This window comes from Phaeobacter sp. HS011 (genome assembly GCF_018101215.1).
In the GTDB taxonomy this organism is placed as follows: domain Bacteria; phylum Pseudomonadota; class Alphaproteobacteria; order Rhodobacterales; family Rhodobacteraceae; genus Phaeobacter; species Phaeobacter inhibens.
In genome coordinates, this window is record NZ_JAGEUF010000012.1 from 27551 (window position 1) to 46362 (window position 18812).

19 protein-coding genes are annotated in these 18812 nt (G+C 61.1%); 3 read left to right on the forward strand and 16 right to left on the reverse strand.

Annotated elements, in window-relative coordinates:
- The first annotated feature begins 3 nt into the window (after positions 1 to 3).
- Positions 4 to 906, forward strand: a complete 903-nt coding sequence (gene folD, locus J4721_RS18395; RefSeq protein WP_211003435.1) for a bifunctional methylenetetrahydrofolate dehydrogenase/methenyltetrahydrofolate cyclohydrolase FolD — start codon at positions 4 to 6, stop codon at positions 904 to 906.
- Positions 907 to 1030: 124 nt separating this feature from the next.
- Here folD and J4721_RS18400 read toward each other — a convergent pair whose 3' ends face one another.
- From J4721_RS18400 to J4721_RS18475, 16 genes are all read right to left on the reverse strand, one after another.
- Positions 1031 to 1441, reverse strand: coding sequence for a PaaI family thioesterase (locus tag J4721_RS18400; protein ID WP_102855790.1), 411 nt, complete (start codon positions 1439 to 1441; stop codon positions 1031 to 1033).
- An 86-nt stretch (positions 1442 to 1527) separates the two neighbouring features.
- Positions 1528 to 2202, reverse strand: a complete 675-nt coding sequence (pdeM, locus tag J4721_RS18405; RefSeq protein WP_211003434.1) for a ligase-associated DNA damage response endonuclease PdeM — start codon at positions 2200 to 2202, stop codon at positions 1528 to 1530.
- 52 nt (positions 2203 to 2254) lie between these two features.
- Complete coding sequence (locus J4721_RS18410) at positions 2255 to 4690, reverse strand: ligase-associated DNA damage response DEXH box helicase (RefSeq protein ID WP_211003433.1); 2436 nt, start codon at positions 4688 to 4690, stop codon at positions 2255 to 2257.
- Between the two features lie 74 nt (positions 4691 to 4764).
- The gene (locus J4721_RS18415; protein WP_211003432.1) at positions 4765 to 6072 is read right to left on the reverse strand and encodes an ATPase; all 1308 of its coding nucleotides are present in this window, start codon (positions 6070 to 6072) and stop codon (positions 4765 to 4767) included.
- A gap of 173 nt (positions 6073 to 6245) precedes the next feature.
- Positions 6246 to 6752: a prepilin peptidase gene (locus J4721_RS18420; protein WP_014873703.1), complete on the reverse strand. Its 507-nt coding sequence runs from the start codon at positions 6750 to 6752 to the stop codon at positions 6246 to 6248.
- A gap of 18 nt (positions 6753 to 6770) precedes the next feature.
- On the reverse strand, positions 6771 to 7619 hold the full coding sequence (locus J4721_RS18425; RefSeq protein WP_014873704.1) for a lipopolysaccharide assembly protein LapB: 849 nt from the start codon (positions 7617 to 7619) through the stop codon (positions 6771 to 6773).
- A gap of 40 nt (positions 7620 to 7659) precedes the next feature.
- Positions 7660 to 8262 (reverse strand): tetratricopeptide repeat protein, encoded by a 603-nt coding sequence (locus J4721_RS18430; RefSeq protein WP_014873705.1) that lies wholly within the window; start codon positions 8260 to 8262, stop codon positions 7660 to 7662.
- Positions 8263 to 8265: 3 nt separating this feature from the next.
- Positions 8266 to 9246, reverse strand: coding sequence for a type II secretion system F family protein (locus J4721_RS18435; protein WP_014873706.1), 981 nt, complete (start codon positions 9244 to 9246; stop codon positions 8266 to 8268).
- 10 nt (positions 9247 to 9256) lie between these two features.
- Positions 9257 to 10225, reverse strand: a complete 969-nt coding sequence (locus J4721_RS18440) for a type II secretion system F family protein (RefSeq protein WP_014873707.1) — start codon at positions 10223 to 10225, stop codon at positions 9257 to 9259.
- Positions 10225 to 11670: a CpaF family protein gene (locus J4721_RS18445; protein WP_014879253.1), complete on the reverse strand. Its 1446-nt coding sequence runs from the start codon at positions 11668 to 11670 to the stop codon at positions 10225 to 10227. The genes J4721_RS18440 and J4721_RS18445 overlap by 1 nt, the downstream gene beginning before the upstream one ends.
- 29 nt (positions 11671 to 11699) lie before the next feature.
- Positions 11700 to 12932 carry an AAA family ATPase gene (locus J4721_RS18450; RefSeq protein WP_014873709.1) on the reverse strand — a complete coding sequence of 411 codons (1233 nt, stop codon included), beginning with the start codon at positions 12930 to 12932 and terminating at the stop codon, positions 11700 to 11702.
- A 204-nt stretch (positions 12933 to 13136) separates the two neighbouring features.
- The gene (locus J4721_RS18455) at positions 13137 to 13763 is read right to left on the reverse strand and encodes an OmpA family protein (RefSeq protein WP_076620062.1); all 627 of its coding nucleotides are present in this window, start codon (positions 13761 to 13763) and stop codon (positions 13137 to 13139) included.
- Between the two features lie 19 nt (positions 13764 to 13782).
- The gene (locus J4721_RS18460; RefSeq protein ID WP_044040875.1) at positions 13783 to 15189 is read right to left on the reverse strand and encodes a type II and III secretion system protein family protein; all 1407 of its coding nucleotides are present in this window, start codon (positions 15187 to 15189) and stop codon (positions 13783 to 13785) included.
- A 227-nt stretch (positions 15190 to 15416) separates the two neighbouring features.
- Positions 15417 to 16277, reverse strand: a complete 861-nt coding sequence (gene cpaB / locus J4721_RS18465; RefSeq protein ID WP_027247926.1) for a Flp pilus assembly protein CpaB — start codon at positions 16275 to 16277, stop codon at positions 15417 to 15419.
- Positions 16278 to 16427: 150 nt separating this feature from the next.
- A complete protein-coding gene (locus J4721_RS18470; RefSeq protein WP_014873713.1) occupies positions 16428 to 16604 on the reverse strand; it encodes a hypothetical protein in 177 nt (58 codons plus the stop codon).
- A 91-nt stretch (positions 16605 to 16695) separates the two neighbouring features.
- Positions 16696 to 16881 (reverse strand): hypothetical protein, encoded by a 186-nt coding sequence (locus tag J4721_RS18475; RefSeq protein WP_014873714.1) that lies wholly within the window; start codon positions 16879 to 16881, stop codon positions 16696 to 16698.
- A 354-nt stretch (positions 16882 to 17235) separates the two neighbouring features.
- Between J4721_RS18475 and J4721_RS18480 the strand changes: the two genes are divergently transcribed.
- Both J4721_RS18480 and J4721_RS18485 read left to right on the forward strand, forming a co-directional pair.
- Positions 17236 to 18165, forward strand: coding sequence for a lytic transglycosylase domain-containing protein (locus J4721_RS18480; protein WP_102884292.1), 930 nt, complete (start codon positions 17236 to 17238; stop codon positions 18163 to 18165).
- Positions 18166 to 18302: 137 nt separating this feature from the next.
- The gene (locus J4721_RS18485) at positions 18303 to 18794 is read left to right on the forward strand and encodes a hypothetical protein (protein ID WP_211003431.1); all 492 of its coding nucleotides are present in this window, start codon (positions 18303 to 18305) and stop codon (positions 18792 to 18794) included.
- Positions 18795 to 18812: the final 18 nt, after the last annotated feature.

The window sequence follows — 18812 nt, forward strand, 5'->3', positions numbered from 1 at the left end:
GCAATGGCAGCGAATATCATCGACGGGAAGGCCTTTGCCGCCACCGTACGTGAAAAAGTGGCAGGCCACGTGGCCCGGCTGAAGGAAGAGCACGACATCACCCCCGGTCTGGCCGTGGTGCTGGTGGGCGAAGACCCGGCAAGCCAGGTCTATGTGCGCTCCAAAGGCAAGCAGACCGTCGAAGTTGGCATGAATTCCTTTGAGCACAAGATGGATGCCGACACCTCTGAGGCGGATCTTCTGGCGGTTGTTGACACGCTGAACAACGACCCCTCGGTCCATGGTATTCTGGTTCAGCTGCCGCTGCCCGGCCATTTGAACGAAGACCTGATCATCAATTCCATTGCGCCGGAGAAGGACGTGGACGGGTTCCACATTTCCAACGTGGGTCTGCTGGGCACGGGTCAAAAGAGCATGGTGCCCTGCACGCCGCTGGGCTGCCTTATGATGCTGCGCGACTACCACGGCTCGCTGTCGGGCATGGAGGCGGTTGTGATTGGCCGTTCCAATATCGTCGGCAAACCGATGGCGCAGCTCCTCTTGGGGGACAGCTGCACCGTGACCATCGCGCATTCCCGCACCAAGGATCTGCCGGATGTTGTTCGCCGCGCGGATATCGTGGTTGCCGCTGTGGGCCGCCCGGAAATGGTGCCGGGCGATTGGATCAAGGAAGGCGCCACCGTGATCGACGTGGGCATCAACCGTATCCCCGCGCCTGAAAAGGGCGAAGGCAAGATGAAGCTGGTGGGGGATGTGGATTACGCCAGCTGCGCCGAGCGCGCAGGCGCGATCACCCCGGTGCCCGGCGGCGTTGGCCCGATGACCATTGCCTGCCTGTTGGCCAACACCGTGACCGCCTGCTGCCGCGCCAATGGGCTGGCAGAGCCGGAAGGCCTGACTGCGTAAATCCTGCGCAAAACCACAATGGTAACATTTGATACTCCCGTCGGATGCCTCCCCTCTCAGCGGCAAAGCCGCCTGACGAGCAGCGGGCGGGAGTATTTTTTGGAAAGGTGACGGGTAGTGGCGCTTAGACCGACACTGGCACCATTGTGCCCTGCAGAAGGGCGATCAGTTTTTCCTCTGCGCCGGTGATGGCATAGACTTCGGCGGTGACGATGATCAGGCGGCGGCCGGGTTTGATGACCTTGCCGGTGGCGCGCAGCAGATCGCCCGCGCCCGGTGCGAGGAGGTTGATCTTCATCTCGGCTGTCATGACCTCGCTGTCCGCAGGCATCAGGGTGAGGGCGGCGTAACCTGCGGCACTGTCACCGATGGCAAAGCTGAGGGCGGCATGGGCCACCCCGTGTTGCTGGCGGCTGCCCGGCAGGATGGGCGCGGAGATGGTGACGGTGCCTTCGCCGACCTCTGCAATATGTGCGCCCAGCGTCTGCATCATGGTCTGTTTGGCAAAGCTGTCGCGGATGCGCTGTTCGATCATGGCGGTCCCTTTCACATGTGCAGCCAGCATAGACCACGCATGCTGCCATGGGGATGTGACGCTGCGCGCAGATCTAGCGCAGAGGGTCAGCGCGGCATCGGGCAGGGCAGCGGGCGCGGGCCGGTGAGAATTGCCAGAGCCCGTGGCGACATCAGATCCCGCAGCGCCTCATGGGTGGTGCAGAGGCCGCCGGTATAGGTGCCGAAGGCGGGCAGGATCAGGCGCTGATGATCGGCGAGAAATGCCGGTCTCGCGTTGCCACGCAGGCGGGCCTTGGGGTGGTAATGCCCGGAGATTTCAGCGGTGACGTCTGTTGCGCTCTCGCTTGTAAATGCGGGGTCGGCGATGTGACGAAACAGCAGCGGGCCGAGGGTCAGGCTGTCATGTGCCTCGCCCGCCAACCCGGTGGGGGCGGGGTCATGGTTGCCGGTGATCCAGATCCAGCGGTGGGCCGCGATCAGCTGGTCGAGACGGGTTTGGTCGGCATCCGACAAGGCTGCGGTTGCGGCATTATCGTCGAAACTGTCGCCGAGGCAGATGATCGTTTCGGGGCTTATCTGGTCGATCGCCGCTGCGAGACGCTCAAGCGTGTCGCGAGTCTCATAGGGGGGCAGGGCGGTGCCGCCGCGTCTGAGCTGGCGTTCGGATTTTCCCAAGTGAAGATCGGCGACGCAGAGCAGTCTGCGCGCCTGCCACCAGAGCGCGCCGGAGCCAAGCGCTGTGAGCTGCTGGCCTGCGAGGGAGAAATCATAGCCGGTCATGGCTGCTCTGATCGCTGGTTTTGCGGGACGGTGCAAGTCTGTCGATCGGGAGTCAAAGCTCTGGTGCAGCCGGGGCTTCAAGCGCTGCCAGACCGGCGAGGCGCATCAGGTCTTCGGTCTCGCGTTGCAGCAATTTTTCCTGTGCCGCGCCTTTTACCGGGACCTTGCCGACCTCAAGCAGCAGGGGGGCTGCAAGGGGCGAGATCTGCGACAGGCGGTTGAGGGTGATGTTTCCGTTGATGCGCGTTAGCATCTCCTCAATACGGCCGAAATCCACCAGACCGCCAAGCGCCTCCTGCCGTGTGATGTCCAGAAGCAGGTGATCGGGATCATATTTGCGCAATGTGTCGTAGAGGATGTCAGAGGAGAACGTCGCCTGACGGCCGTTCTTGCGCTGGCCGGGGGTATTGCGTTCGATGAGGCCTGCGATATTGGCCACTGCGCGAAAGCTGCGTTTCATCACCGCGTTGTCCGCCAACCAGCCGTCAAGACCGGCGCGCAGTTTGTCCGGGTCGAACAGCGGTGCAGGGTCGTCAACCGGGCTAAGACCCCAGATCAGCGTGGCATAATCGGTGGCGACAAAGCCCAGTGGGTCGAGCGACAGCTCCTCCATGCGTTTGGTCAGCAACAGACCGAGGGTCTGCATCGCATTGCGCCCGGCAAAGCCGTAGATGCAAAGGTGTTCGCGGCCCCGGAAGGGGAAGCTTTCGAGCAGCAGCTGGCCCCGGCGGGGCATCTGCGAGACCTCCCGTTGCAAGGCCAGCCAATCAGCGGTGTGCGGTGGCAGATCGGGCCAGCTGTCGCGTTGCAGGATATCCAGAATGCGGGTGCTGAGCTGGGTCGAGGTGGCAAATTTGGTGCCGGAGAAGACCGCCACCTTGGGCGTCTTGCTGGCATTGCGACTGACCTCCACCGTCATTTCACGCAAGGATTCATAGCGTACCACCTGCCCACCGATGAGAAAGGTATCTCCGGGGGTCAGAGTGGCGGCAAAGGCTTCCTCGATTTCCCCAAGCGGTTTGCCACCACGGCTGCGTTTGAGCCTGACCTTCAAAAGATCGGCGTCCTGAATGGTGCCAATGTTCATGCGGATGCGGCGGGTGGCGCGGGGGTCGCGCAGCTGCCACAGTCCGTCCGGGCGTTGCAGCAGCCGTTGCCACTGATCATAGACCCGGAGGGCGTAGCCTCCGGTGGCGCAGAAATCGAGACAGGCGTCGAATTCCGCCCTTGTAAGGCTGGCATAGGCGCCGGCTCCCGTGATCTCGGCATATAGCTCATCGGCGGCGAAGGGACCGGCGCAGGCGCGGATCAGGATGTGCTGACACAGGACGTCGCGGGGGCCGGGGGGGCGTGGGGTTCCGTCCAGCGTGCCTGCCTCCACCGCCTCAAGAGCGGCGCGGCATTCGACCACCTCAAACCGGTTGGCAGGCACCAGAAGCGCCTTGGAGGGGGCGTTGTAGCGGTGGTTGGCGCGTCCGATGCGCTGGACCAGCCGTTTCACGTTCTTTGGCGCGCCAATCTGGATCACCAGATCGACGTCCCCCCAGTCGATCCCCAGATCAAGCGAGCCGGTGCAGACCACCGCGCGCAGATCGCCGCGGACCATGGCGGCCTCTATCCGTTCCCGCTGCACCCGATCAAGCGAGCCGTGGTGGATGCCAATCGGCAGCGCGTCATCATTGGCGAGCCAGAGATTGCGAAAGAAGATTTCGGCCTGGGCGCGGGTGTTGTGAAAGATCAGCGTGGTTCTGTGCGCCTTGATCTGTTCCAGCACGGCAGGGATGGCATGGGCCGCGCCGCCACCAGCCCAGGGCGGGGCCGCGTCGGTGTGCAGCATCCGGATGTCGGGGGCGGGGCCGGGATCGGCCATCACGATGTTGCAGGGATCCGGGTGGCGGGCCAGATATTGCGCGATGGCGGCGGGGTCATCGACGGTGGCCGAAAGGCCGACGCGGCGCATGTCGGGACAGATCGCCTGTAGTCGGGTCAGGGCGAGCATCAGTTGATCGCCCCGTTTGCTCTCGGCGAGGGCGTGGATTTCGTCCAGTACCACCCGTTTCAGCCCCGCAAACATGCGTGGTGCGTCCTCGTAAGAGGTGAGCAGCGCGAGGCTTTCTGGCGTGGTGAGCAGAATATGCGGTGGGTCGGCGCGCTGGCTGCGCTTGCGGCTGGCGGGGGTGTCACCGGTGCGGTCATCAATGCGGATGGGCAGGCCCATGTCCTCAACCGGGGTGCGCAGGTTGCGTTTGATATCCGCCGCCAGTGCCTTCAGCGGCGAGACATAGAGCGTGTGCAGACCCTGGTGGTCGCCGGTGGCGAGATCAGCCAGCGTTGGCAGGAAACCAGCCATAGTTTTGCCACCACCGGTGGGGGCAATCAGCAATGTCGCCGGATCATCGGCGCGCGCCAGCATCTCTTGCTGGTGGGGATGAATGGTCCAGCCACGGGTGCTGAACCAATCCGTGATGACATCGGGAAGCCTGCTCATCCGACTTATGTAGGCGCGGTGGCAGAACTTTTCTAAAAGTTCTGGCCAAAGTTTTCAAAAAACTTTGGGGTGGCTCATTTGACGATGTGTTCGTCCTTCACGAACATATTGGCCCAGGCGCGGTCGATGAGGTCGGGAGACATCTGGTAGGGGATGCCTTCGAAATCGCAGATCGCCTTCATCTGGTCGATCAGGAACACCGGCTGATAATTGGCGTAGATATTGTCGATGGTCGGGTATTTGTGTTTGAGCAGGTGCACCAGCGCGGTCTCATCAAGCGGGATGCCTTTTTTCTGCGCGACCATGGCAAAGATCTTGAGGAAGTTTTCCTGATCGGGGCCGTCGATTTTGATCTTGAAGAAGATCCGGCGCAGGGCGGCCTGATCGAAGATTTCATTGGGGTGGAAGTTGGTGGAGAAAATCACCAGCGTGTCGAATGGCACTTCGAATTTCTCGCCCGATTGCAGGGAGAGGATATCGCGTCCCTCTTCCAGCGGCACGATCCAGCGGTTGACCAGCGCCTGCGGTGATTCCGCCTGCCGGCCAAGGTCATCAACGATGAAGATGCCGCCGGTGGATTTCAGCTGCAGCGGTGCCTGATAGGTGCGTGCGGTGGGGTTGTAGACCAGATCCAGCATCGACAGGGACAGCTCGCCGCCGGTGACAACCGTGGGGCGTTCACACATCACATAGCGGCTGTCAAAGCGGCGCGCACGGCGCAGGCTGTTGGGGTCGTCCTCTGGCAGGGGCACGGCGGTGTGCACGATGGGATCATAGACCGTGATCACCTGACCGGCATATTCTATGGCGCGGGGCACATAGACATGGTCCCCCAGCGCGTCGCGGATGCCGTTGGAGATGGAGGATTTACCGTTGCCGGGTGGGCCATACATCAGGATTGAGCGACCGGCGCTGACGGCGGGGCCGAGGTGATCGAGCAGGCTGTCGGGCAGCACCAGATGCCCCATCGCGCCCAAAAGCTGCTGACGGGTGACCAGAATATTGCGGATCGACTGGCGTTTGACCTGCTCGCGGTAGATGTCCAGCGGCACCGGCATGGCGCCGTAGTATTCCGACTGGCTGAGAGCATCCAGCGCGCGGGCCTTGCCTGCGTCGGTCAGCTGATAGCCCATTTCGTTGCCGCTGTTGGCGTTCAGTGTGCCGGTGGCTTCCAGCAGTTTCTGTTCGCGGGCGATATCCACGAGTTCCTGTGTCACCGGACTTGGCAGGCAGATGGCGGCAGCGATTTCGCTGACGTTTTCGCAGGTCTTGCGGAAGATCGTTTTCAGCAGGATATCCCGCATCATCACCAGGGGGAGCTGCATCTGCTCCAGCCCGCGCGGGGAGGGGGGCGCCATTACGGCGGATGTCTGCATGTTCATGCTGCGGCCTGCCTGTCTCGGTTGCACAAATGCGCGCCTCCTGGCGTGCGGAACTGTCAGGCAAGAGTTTATTCAGCACTGTGGCACAAGCGGGGCAAAGCTGGTGCATTTCCGCGAAGGGGCGGGGCAGATGCAGCGCATTTTAGGAAAGCTGCGGGGCGTCGGGGACGTGCTTAGACAGGGGCGGTCTGGCCCAGCTGGCTGCCCAGCACCAGATAAAACACCAGCGTCCCACCAAGGCAGAGCCCCATGGGGAATTTGCTGCCGACATCCCAGCTCTTCCAATGGGGGGCGAGACGGCGCAGGGGCGTGTATTTGGCAATGCGATGCGTCAGGAAGCCAGCCAGCAGCATAGCGGAGAAAATCATCACCACCACAGACAGATCGCCAAAGACCACAAAGGGGGCTGCGGCCCCGGCAAATTTGGCGTCCCCCGCCCCGACCATACCCGCGCTGTAGCATAGGAAACCAAGGCCGATGCCGATGGGCAGATGCAGCAACTGCCAGCCATAGTCCGTCCAGCTCATCAGGAAGGGGCCAACAATGACAAAAATCGCACCGAGAAGATCCACCGTCCAGTTGGGGATGCGCATATGGCGCAGGTCATTGAGCGCGACCACACAGCAGAGCGGCACGACGAAGGGCAGAAACCACAGGGCGACATGGGCCGAGATCAACATGGACAGCAGGCTCCGGTATCAGCCGTTTTCCAGCGCTGCAAGCGCGCGGGCGGCGGCATCGAAATGCTGCGGGTGGGTGGAGATCGCCTGACGCAGCAGGCTTTCGCCGGTCTGGACGTCGCCCTGTTTCACAGCCGACAGCGCCAGCGTGTGCAACAGCTGGGCGCGTTCGGTCTGATCCATCGGGATCACCGGCAGGGTGTAGTTGCGCTGCGCGCCACGGGCCAGCACCAGATTGTTCTTGGCGGTGAACAGCGATTGATCCTGACGGATGGCGTCGCCGAACAGGCGCTCGGCCTCGGCATAATCGCCACGGGTCAGTTTGGAGTAACCCCAGTTGTTCATCACGCGGGCGGGCTGCGTCGTGAGGCCAACAGCGGTCTGGTAAAAGCTGTCGGAGCGTTTCCAGTTCTGTTCGGAATCGGCAACCATCGCCTCCAACCGGTAGCGTTTGAAGGTCTCGTGGGTGGGCGGCACCTTGTCGAGCGTGGCGCGGGCCTCGTCCCAGTTGCTGGTGCGGATCAGCGCGTCGGCCAGTTCGACGCGGTCAGCATCGGTGGCCTCGGGGAGGGAGATGACCTTTTTCCAGGCGGTGACCGCCTCGGTGTTGCGCTTGGCGCGGATCAGCGAAAGCGCCAGCCCACGGTTGAGGTCAATCCGGTCGGGGGCGGATTTCACGGTGCGCTGGAAATAGGTGACGGCCTCATTCGGGTCGGCAACCGTCAGCATCACATCGTTGAGATTGCTCTCGTCGACCACGTTCACCTCTTGAAAGGCGCGGTCCACGGCTTCGGTATCGTCCTTGGCGCAGGCCGACAGGACAAGCCCACCGACCAGACATGCGGATACGAAAATCTGCTGGCGCATTTTTTGCGTCCTCTGTGCTGCTCTGCCTCTAGGCCTTGCGTCACCGGGACGTGCGAATCAGGTAACTGCCCCCTCCGCGCTGCACCAATGCGTAGCCTTTTTGTTGCGGATCACTATGCGTGCTCTGGTCAAGTTTTGCGAGGGCAAGGCGGAAATTTTCGCGGATTGCGTCACTTTCGCCATTATCAAGTGCGAAGGCACGGCGCAGGATCTGCTCGGCCTCCGGGTATTTTTGCCGTTCCATCAGCACCACGCCGAGGTTGTTCATGGCGGCTGGCCAGTCCGGATCGCGTTCCACCGCGCGGCGCAGATGGGTTTCGGCCTGCCCCAGACGCCCCAGTCCCAGATTGGCGGTGCCAAGGCCGGAGAGCACCTCGGCGCTGAGGCCGTCCTCTAGTGCGGCACGGGTGAAGGCGTCCAGCGCCAGCTCATATTCCGCCGCAGCCATCAGCCGATGTCCGACAATGAGGCCGCTTTCGGCGGTGCCACGGGGATCAACGCCGGGCAAGGCCGGGCCGCCCAGTGGATCCTTCGGGTCCGGTTTGCCACCCGGCGACATGCAAGCCGCCACCAACGCAAGCGCGAGGGTGGCGGTGATCAGCCGACAGAGACGGGACGGGATGGCCCAACCCAATGTCATCATGTGTTATTTGCTCATATTGCCCAGATTGGCGATGCCCTGCGCTGAAGGCCCGACCAGAATGATCAGCAGCGGCGGCACCGTAAGGGTCATTGTGGCAAGGGTCATTTTGGTTGGCAACTTGTTTGCGGCCTCTTCGGCGCGCATCACCCGTTTGTCCCGCATTTCGCCGGCGTAGACCCGCAGCGCCTCGGCAATTGAGGTGCCGAAGGTGGCCGATTGGATCATCACGGTCACAAAGGAGGACACATCCTGCACACCGCAGCGGGTGCCCATGTCGCGCATGACCTTGTCCTTGTCCTTACCGGCCTTCATTTCCTGGGCCACAATGTCGAATTCATCAGCGAGCGCCGGGTAGGAGGCATGGAGTTCCTTGGCCACGCGCACGATGGCCTGATCCAGCGACTGGCCAGCCTCAACGCAGACCAGCATCATGTCGAGCGCGTCGGGAAAACCGGAGGTGATCTCTTGCTTGCGCTCTTCGATGCGGCGAGTGATCCAGTATTTCGGCAGCATATAGGCGGCGGCACCGGGGCCGATGATGCGGATCACCATCTGCTGGCTGTCATACTCCATGTCCGCATTCAGCACGTAGACGTAAAACAGACCCAATGCGAGACCGATCAGCCCCAATGCGAACTGGGCAAAGTGGAAGAACCGAACCGAATCCTTGGACTGGTAGCCGGCCTGACGCAGCTTCAGCTCCATCTTGGAGAGTTCGGCGGCGTCCTGTGGTTCCAGAAAGGACGCGAATTTCTGCAGCTGTTCGTTGCGATCGGCCTGCCGCAGGCGTTCCTTCTTGGGTTTGGTCTGGGTGCTGGCAGACATGCTTTTCTGCAGCTTCTTCAGCGGGTCCTCTGGCTGGTTCAGCAGTAGAGGAATGGCCAGCAGGATCATGAAGAGGCCAATGAGGCCAACCACCAGAAGCGGGCCGAAGGGGCCGAGGTGTGTTACCAGCAGGTCATTGATATCGCTTAGGGATGTCATGGATTTTGCCTCACACCTTGATGTTTGTCAGCATGCGCATGACAAAGAGATTGACGGTCAGCATGGCGCCGACAACGAAACAGGCGGGGATGAACCAGGGATGGTCGATCACGCTGTCATAGTAGCCGGGGTCCTTGGCCAGAATGCCGCCCAGACAGAACAGCGGAAAGCCGGAGAGGAATTTGCCGGACCACTGCGCCTCGGCGGTGATGGCCTTCACGCGGCGGAACAGGCGGAAGCGGGCGCGGATCACCTTGGCCAGACCGGCCAGCACCTCGGCGAGGTTACCACCGGATTGCTGCTGGATGGTCACCGCGACGGCGAGGAAGCGCATGTCTTGCATGTCCAGCCGTTCGGCCATTTCCTTCAGCGCCTCGCCCACATCGCGGCCATAAGCGCTTTCGTCGGCGATGACGCCGAATTCGGTGGCCAGCGGGTCCTCAACCTCATTGGCGACGATCTGCACGGCAGAGGAAAACGGGTGGCCGACGCGCAGGGAGCGTACCATCAGTTCGACGGCATCGGGCAGCTGTTCTTCGATCATGGCCATGCGTTTGGCGGCTTTTTTGTTGACCCAGAAGAACACCGCGCCGACGCCGATGATCACCGAGGCCAGCAGGCGCAGCGGCAGTTCGGCGCTGGTGCCGACACTGAGACCGACAAAGGCGATGGCAGCGACGCCGCCCATGATCAGGATCAGCTGACGTGGTGAGAAGGCAATGGCCGCCTTCTGCGCGCGTTCAGCCAGCAGCGAATAGAGCGGGATCGACTTGGCGCTCATGTGCTGGCGCATTTCCTTGCGCAGCTGTTCCAGCACTTGTTCGCGGTTGCCGCCTTTATCCATCATCTCAAGGCGGCGGTTGACGCGGCTGTTGAGGCTGATGGATTTGCCGAATGTCACCAGATAGAGACCTTCGACCAGCACCAAGACGCCGATGAAGATCAGACCATAGATGATTGGTTCTGCACTCAGTTGCATCAGCGCGCCTCCATCACGGTGGGTTCATAGATCGAGGACGGCAGGTCATAGCCCCAGAGGCGGAAGCGCTCGGAGTAGTGGCTGCGCACGCCGGTGGCGGTGAAATGGCCGATGATCTTGTTCTCAGGCGTGAGGCCCACGCGCTGGAACCGGAAGATTTCCTGCATGGAGATCACATCACCTTCCATGCCGGTGATTTCGGTGATGGAGGTCATGCGGCGGGAACCGTCCTGCAGGCGCGAGGCCTGCACGATGATGTTGACGGCAGATGCGATCTGGCTGCGCACCGCCTTGATGGGCATTTCGATGCCGGCCATGGCGATCATGTTTTCCAGGCGCGAGATGCCGTCGCGGGCAGAGTTGGCGTGGATCGTGGTCATAGACCCGTCATGGCCGGTGTTCATCGCCTGCAACATGTCGATGACTTCCTCGCCGCGGGTCTCGCCCACGATGATCCGGTCCGGGCGCATCCGCAGGGCGTTTTTCAGACAGTCGCGGGGGGAAACCTCGCCGCGACCCTCGACGTTGGGCGGGCGGCTTTCCATCCGGCCCACATGGGTCTGTTGCAGCTGAAGTTCCGCCGTATCCTCAATGGTCAGGATACGTTCGGCGTTGTCGATGAAGGACGATAGCGCGTTGAGCGTTGTGGTCTTACCAGAGCCGGTACCACCGGAGACGATGACATTCAGGCGCGTGGAGACCGCGGCCTGAAGATAGGCGGCCATCTCCTCGGTGAAGGCGCCGAAGCTGACCAGATCATCAATGCCCAGCTTGTCCTTCTTGAATTTACGGATAGACACCAGCGAGCCATCAACAGCAACCGGCGGCACCATTGCGTTGAAACGCGAGCCGTCAGCAAGACGGGCGTCCACGTACGGGTTGCTTTCATCGACACGGCGTCCCACGGCTGAGACGATTTTGTCGATGATCCGCATCAGGTGCTTTTCATCCTTGAAGGTCACATCGCTGAGCTGGAGTTTGCCGTCACGTTCGACAAAGACCTGCTGCGGGCCATTGACCAGAATATCGTTGACGGTGTCGTCCTGAAGCAGGGTTTCCAGCGGGCCGAGGCCGGTGACCTCGTCATAGAGTTCCTTTGTCAGGGTCTGGCGGTCCTCGCGGTTGAGAACGATGCCTTTTTCCTCAAGGATCTCGGTGGCGATGGAGGAAATCTCAGCGCGCAGTTCCGCCTCGCTGGCGCGTTCCAGCGCGGCGAGGTTGAGGTTGTCCAGAAGCTCGCGGTGGAGCTGGATCTTGATCTCGCCCATCCGCTCCTTGCGCTTGCGTTCCTTGTCCGCCGGGGCGGCCTCCGCAGCTGTACGGGCCATGGGTTTGCGCATGCTGGCGGCCGGGGCGGGGGCCTTTTGCGGCGCGGGCGCGGCCGCAGGGGCCGGCTGCGCGGCAGCGCGTGGTGTGGCAGACTGTTTTTTGTACTTGGAGAACATGGAAAGAACGCCCCTGGTTAAATCTGGGTTCAGGCCGCAGCTGCGTCGCTTTGACCGAGGTCATGCAGCGATTGGGCCAGTTTCAGAATTTCCTTGCGCAGTGGGTTTTTGGCCGCTGAACTGGCCAGCGGATTGCCATGATCGGAGCTCTGCGCCACCTGCTTGCCGCCATCGGGCAATTGCAGGTCGATGGAAATGCCCAAGGATTCCGCCATGCGTTTCACACGGCTCTTGCCACTCAGGTCCGTGAATTTCGGAGCCCGGTTCAGCGCAAACCGCAGTTTTTCAAACGGCAGGTCCTCGGATTGCAGCGCCCGTTTCAGGCGCAGCGCGTTCTGCGCCGACCGCATGTCCAGCTCCACCATGGAGAAATAGACATGCGCCATATTGAGAATGGTTTCCGACCACTGCACCAGCGTGTGGGGCATGTCGATGACCACAAAATCGAAGTGACTGCGCGCCAGCGTGACCACCCGCTCGATATCTTCAGGGGTGATGAACTCCAGCGGGATCATATCCACCGGCGCGGTCAGTACCTGCAGCTTGTCCTCATAGGTGACCAGCGCCTGACCAAAGACATCTTCGTCGAGGTTTTCGGTGTCGCTGAGCATCTCCATCACCACTTCGCGGCGCGGCAGGTCGAGGTAGGTTGCGACCGAGCCATATTGCAGATCGAAGTCGAGGAGACAGACACGGGGTGTCTCGCTGGTGGAGAGCTGCGCCAGCTCCCAGGCGAGGTTGACGGCCAGTGTGGTCGAACCGCTGCCGCCGGCCAGACCGTGGCAGACGATGACGGCGCCATCGCGCTGACTTCCGGTTTTAAGCACGTGCTGGGGTTCGGCGGTGCGTTCGGCCTCTGCCAGGCGCAGGCGCTCAATGGCGGCTTGGAGTTCGCCTTCCGGCAGAGGGTAGGGGATGAATTCATCGGCGCCCTGACGCAGCAGGTTGTGCAGGGCGGCGGGGGTGACATCCTCGGCGATCAGGATCACCTTGATATTGCGGGTCTTTGCCTCGGTGATGATGGTGCCCATCAGCGGCAGGTTGTCCTCATCGCCGCTGTCCAGGGCGAGGGCGACAAATTCCAATGCTTCGGCTTCGCTTTGATTGAAGAAGGCCAGCGCCTCGGTGAAGCCCAGGTCGCCCCAGGATTCGCCCATTGTCGCTTCCATGTCTTCGATCAGCAGGTCGAAGTTCTGCACGTCCCGACTGATTGTACAGGCAACAATCGCATTCGCTTCTGTCTGCGGCATACCGCTGCTCATCACCGTTATCCTTCTCTCGGGGCGTGTCACGCCATATTGGCCGGACTACGCTAGCACGCACATCCTAATGATGGACGCACATTACCTCTTGAGAACAATGTCGGTGAAGATCTGGGCGAGATTGGGGCCAAGGCCGCCCATTTCTGGGGTATTCTTAATGAGGTCTAAACAGGGTTAACTGCTGCCAACCCTGTTTTGCCGCGCTTATTCGAGTGTGGTTTTGATCGAGCGCTCGCTGGTCAACGAGGTCCGTGGCACTGCACTTTCAATATACTCACGGTAGATGATCTGCGCGTATTTCCCATCAAGAACAGTGGGATGGCGCTTCAGGAAGCCGCTGACCTCAGTGACGGTACGGCGGTTGCGACGCTCGCGGTCAGAGGTCGGAATCAGGGGTTGGGTCTCGCCGAAGGAGACGACGGCCTGCAACCGGCTGCGGCTGATCCCGCGCCCGACAAGGTAGTTCACAGCTGCGCGGGCACGGCGCAGGCCAAGGGCCTTGTTGTAGCTGGCGGAGCCGACCGCATCGGTGTGACCAAAGACACGGAATCGCACCTCGGGGAATTGCCGGATCCAATGAGCCTGCTGATCCAGCACTGCGCGGGCATTGCCATCAAGCTGGGCACTGTCAAAGGCGAAGGTGATGGTGGTCGGCACCTCCTCGGCAAAGCGGGTGGCGAGCTGGATCGCGAAATCGCGTTCTCCGGCCATTACAGCTGCGTTGGAATTGGTGGCATTGCCAAAGACCGAGCGGTCCAGCGGTTCACCCGCCTCATACTCACAGGCGGCCACTGTCAGGGACAGGCCAAAGAGTGCTGCATATTTGATCATCTGCCCCATATCCTTCTGCTTAGTCCATCACATAGCCGTAAGAGCCGTTGAAGTCCTGCTTGGCCACTTCGCTGGCGGGGCCTTTCTGGCCCTTGGCCACCCGGCCCATCAGGAACAGTTCACTCTCACTTGGTGGGCGAATGCGATCGGTCGGCAGGCTCAGCGCCTCGCCGCGTGTCGGGGTCACCAGATGGGCGCTGACGATGATCACCAGTTCGGTCTGCGCGCGCTGATAGTTCGCGCTGCGGAACAGCGAGCCGAGGACGGGCACATCGCCAATCCACGGCAGCTGCGAGGAGTTGTCGCGGAATTCATCGCGGATCAGACCGGCAATTGCAAAGCTCTCACCATCGCGCATTTCAACCGTTGTCACGCTTTCCCGGCGCGAGAAGGCTGCGATGCTGAGGCCGTTCAGCTCAATCGAATTGGTCGGATCGATGGCGGAGACAGCGGCCTTCATCTCAAGATTGATCACATCCGCATCAACAACGCGGGGGATGAAGTTCAGCTCAATCCCGAAGGGTTTGAACTCAATTGTGATGACCCCGTCTTCCTGAGCGACGGGAATGGGATATTCGCCGCCAGCGAGGAATTTGGCCTCTTGGCCGGACAGGGCAGAGAGATTGGGTTCGGCCAGCGTGCGGACGACGCCCTTCTGTTCCAGTGCTTCCAGCAACAGGTTCACCTGAAAGGCCCCGGCATTGAAACCGAAGACAAAGGCACCGGTGTTGTCATTGGCCGCCGGAATATTGCCGGACAGGCTGTTGGTCAGCGCGCCTTGGGTGTTGAGGGTGCTGGTGCCGCCATTGACGCCGACGCTGTTGCCGCCCTTCACGCCGAGCGAGGCGCTGAGGGATTTGGAAACGGTGCGCTGCATTTCGGCAAAGCGCACCTTCAGCATGACCTGCTGCACGCCGCCGACGGACATCAGGTTGCTGACCCGTTCGGGGGCATAGCGTTCGGCCAGATCCAGCGCCCGCTGCAACCGGGCAGAGCTGGACACGACACCGGACAGAACGATGCCGTCATTGGCGGTGCGGACTTCGATCTTTTCGCCGGGCAGGATCTGCCGCAGACGTTCCTTGAATTCGCTGACATCGGCGGCAACGCGGACATCGACATTGGTGATCAGGCGGCCGGAGGCGTCGAGCAGGGTCAGCGTCGTCAGACCCGGCGATTTGCCCAATACGTAGATGGTGCGATCCGAAAGCGAGGAGATATCGGCGATGCTGGGGTTTGCGATGCTGAGTTCAGAGAAGGGTACGTCGCTTTCGACCACCACCGCCCGATTCATCGGCACCTCAAGATTGGCGGCGGTGCCCTTTTTGACCACGCGCAAGCCATTCCCCCAGGCTGCATCTGCAACCGGGAAACACACCAGCGAAAGCCCCGTGAGGGCCGCCGCAACATACCGTCTAAAAGCCATGTGACCTGCCTTTCCGATCACGCCTCGATACTGGGTCTTTTTGCCCATTCTTTGCGCCACTCTGCGCGCATCGGCGAATTTTTGCAAGAATCAAAGGCTTCCGGGGTGCAGCTACAGTGAGAGACCTGTGGAGTGTCGGCAACAATCACACAAAAACACCGCCCACTGAGGGACGGTGTTTGATATGTTATCCATCTGAAACCTTTGCAGGAATGCGCGGTCGCGGTTCAGTTGGTGCAGGGAATCGGGATCTCGACCACCTCGGCGCCGCGACGGGTGCGGATGGTGCAAACCTTTTCCTGCTCGGCCTGTTGTGGCGCCTCGATGGCGCCAAGTCCCAGCAGGCTGCGCTGATCCACCTCGATCACCGAGGCCACAGTATCATCGCCCGCGCCCACAAGCGACAGCGACAGCCGCCCGGTTGATTGCGCCTGCGCCAGCGCGGCCACCTGTTCGGGGCGTACGGCGGCAGTGACGGTACGCGCGATCACGGCGCCATCAAGATCGCCACCGGCGGTCTGATCAACGGCAATCAGTTCGATATTGGTCTGGATCAGACGGGTGAATTCGCCATTCCGCCCACCGTTCTGATCATTGAGCGAGCCAGTCCAGTAGACGTCGACATGGTCACCGGGGCGCAGAAAACCAGATACGCCAGAGGAGACGTCAACCCGGATTGCAAAGGCGCGCATGCCCTTGGACAGGCGCGAGGTGATGCCCGCGTCTTCACCGGGTTTGGTGACTTTGACCGCCAGAATCGCCTCATCCTTTTCCATGCGGCGCAGCACCACGCGATGATCATCGGGGTATTGCGGCGGGAACAGCGCATCCATGGTCAGGAAGGCACCTTCGGGAATGGCGTTCTCGGGCCAGCGAACGGAGCGGATATGCTCCTTGGTCAGCCGTTCGCCGTATTTCAGTTGCGTGTTGGCGATAAAGATATCGACCAACGGAATGTTCTCTCCCCGCGAGGCGCGCTCACGGGCGAGTTCGTTTTGGTAAGCGGTGATATAGTTCTTGGCCATCATCACAGCCCCCCCGGCGAGGGCGACTCCGACAATGAGGACAAGTCCGAATACTGCACGCATGGTGGTACCTCTCATCAAGGGCTGCCGGCGTTGCGGATGCAACACCGGTGCCTGGGTCGGTCAAACCGTTGCCTGAACCGGGCGTTCTGTCCCAGTGCTGCCGCCGATGCCTATCGCCACCGGCGGACAAGACGCGTTGCTGCGTCCCGATCAGCTAAACGACCAATTGGTCATATAGGCTGCCAGCAGGTCGGCCAGTCCCAATGCGCCATCCTCCATAGAGGCGGCGATGAGCACAACCAACCCAACGATCGCAGCGGTCAGAACCACCCAGTCAACGGTGACTGCGCCGTCGTCTTTGGCAATGAATTGCTTGAACCTGTTCATACTGGACCTCGCTAACCGAAGGTTCCTTTGGGCAAAGGGCCGCACCTTAGGCAAAAGGCGCGGCCCTCAAACTCGTCAGGTCAAAAGCGACTTAGGAGTCGGACGGACCTTTGGTGCCCAGGTAGGAGCCGGTCGCGGATGTCAGGTTCGACGCGCCGTTTTCGATCGAGGTGTAAACAACACCTGCCAGAGCGGCCACAGCAGCGGTCAGAACAACCCAGTCAACGGTCACGGCGCCAGAGTCGTCTTTACGGAAGTTTTTGATGAATTTGATCATGGTTCGTCCCTCCAAAGGATCTAAAAGTGTGTTTCAACCTTGCCGTACGTTTGTGAGCCTGCTCTCTCCTGCTCGGCTCTGTTCGACTTGGTGTGAGGCTATATAGCCAGCGGAGCGTGGCAGGATTTGGGCTGAAACACGGACTCATTTGCCCTACTTTAACTTTTCGCCAATGATCTATCTAAATACATGATTTCAAAAGATTATTAATTTTACTTCTTATCAACATCCGTGGCTCTGGGGCGGCAGATCTTGGTAAATATGGCAAATCTGCCAGAATCTGAGGCGCAAAACTGGATTTTTGTCGGCGCTTCAGCGAGTCTCGGCGGCGAAAAACAGAGGCAGAGCAGCCCGATGAGTCTTTGGCGATCCATTTCTGGCCGTTTGGCCTGCCGTGCATTGGCGGAACCGCGCAGAAAACCCCGAGTCGGCGGATGCGTCGCTGCGGGGCTGTGGTTGCGCAGTGGAGTGGCGGTGGTACTGGCCGTCTCCATCGCTGTCTGGGGCGGCGGTGCGGGAAAGAGCGGTGCGCAAGAAGCAAGCAAGGTGGCTCCGGCACCCTTCCCCAAATTTGAGGCAAAGCGGATACGCCCGCCCAAACCCGGTGCCAAGCAGCGCATCACCATTCAGATCGAACCGTCTGTTGTCGCGCCCACGGCGCCCGTGTCAGGAGATGACACCCCCGCGCCCGCGACGCAGACGGGGCGCTATACCGGGTTCTGGCAGAACATCTCTGACAAACTGGCGGAAGGCGGTCCGGGACGGCTGGCCCAGGCGCTGCGGGCGCTGGATGGTGATACACCGGTGGCGGCGCCCCGCTTGCAGCTGTTGCAGGATATCGCAGGCGAGCGCGGGGTGCAGATCCTGACTGCCAGTGTGGGGACTGACGTCTCGCCCGCATTGGTGCTGGCGGTGATCGCGGTGGAATCGGCAGGCAAGGCCGAGGCCATCAGCGGCGCGGGCGCGCAAGGGCTGATGCAGTTGATGCCGCACACGGCGGCACGGTTCGGGGTCAGTGACGCCCTGGACAGTGGCGAGAACATCGCGGGGGGCGTGAAATACCTCAACTGGCTGATGGGAGAGTTCAACCACGATCCGATTCTGGTGCTGGCAGGGTATAATGCAGGCGAAGGTTCGGTGCGCAGCCACGCGGGCGTACCGCCCTTTGCTGAGACGCGCGATTACGTGCCCAAGGTTCTGGCGGCGTTTCAGGTGGCGCGCGGTCTTTGTATGACACCACCGGAACTGATCACCGATGGCTGTGTCTTTCGCCAGATGAAGTAGACGCAGGTCTAGGGGGCTGAGGCTCTCGCAGTTTTTTGGAAAATTGTCGCGATCTGACTGCCGGGATCATTTTTTCGCCCGATTTGGCTGATTTACGACAGGGGTATTCTACCTGAAGTAAATTATGGAGACAGGCATTGGAGTTAGGTATTGATCCGACGGCATTGGCTGCGGGGTCACATGCGGTGACTGACAATATTGTCATGTTCGGCACCATCGCATTTGTTGGTTTTTTCGGGCGGCTGATCTTTGTGGCTTTTGGTCCGGGGCTGGCAAATGCCAATCCGCTCGGCAACTTTTCCGGCTATGGCCATATTCTGGTGGCGGTGGCGCTGTTTGCCGGTGCGCTGCATCTGTCGGGCAAAACCGTCAAGGCGCAGGTGCTGTTCAAGCGGCATCTCGTGGATCCGGTTGTTGTGACCGTGCTGGGACGCGACAGCTGCGATCTGGCCAGTGACAGCTATTGTGTGCTGGTGTTCGAGGCGGGCCGCGAGATGAGCGTCAACTGGTACGACAAACGCGTCTATATGTATGAGATCCTGAACCCGGCGGAATTGCCGTTGTGGTCCTCCTTGCGGCCACGGGGGCGACCAAATTTGCCGCCACAAGATCAGCTTGCCGACGTGTAGAATGAAAAACGGCCCGTC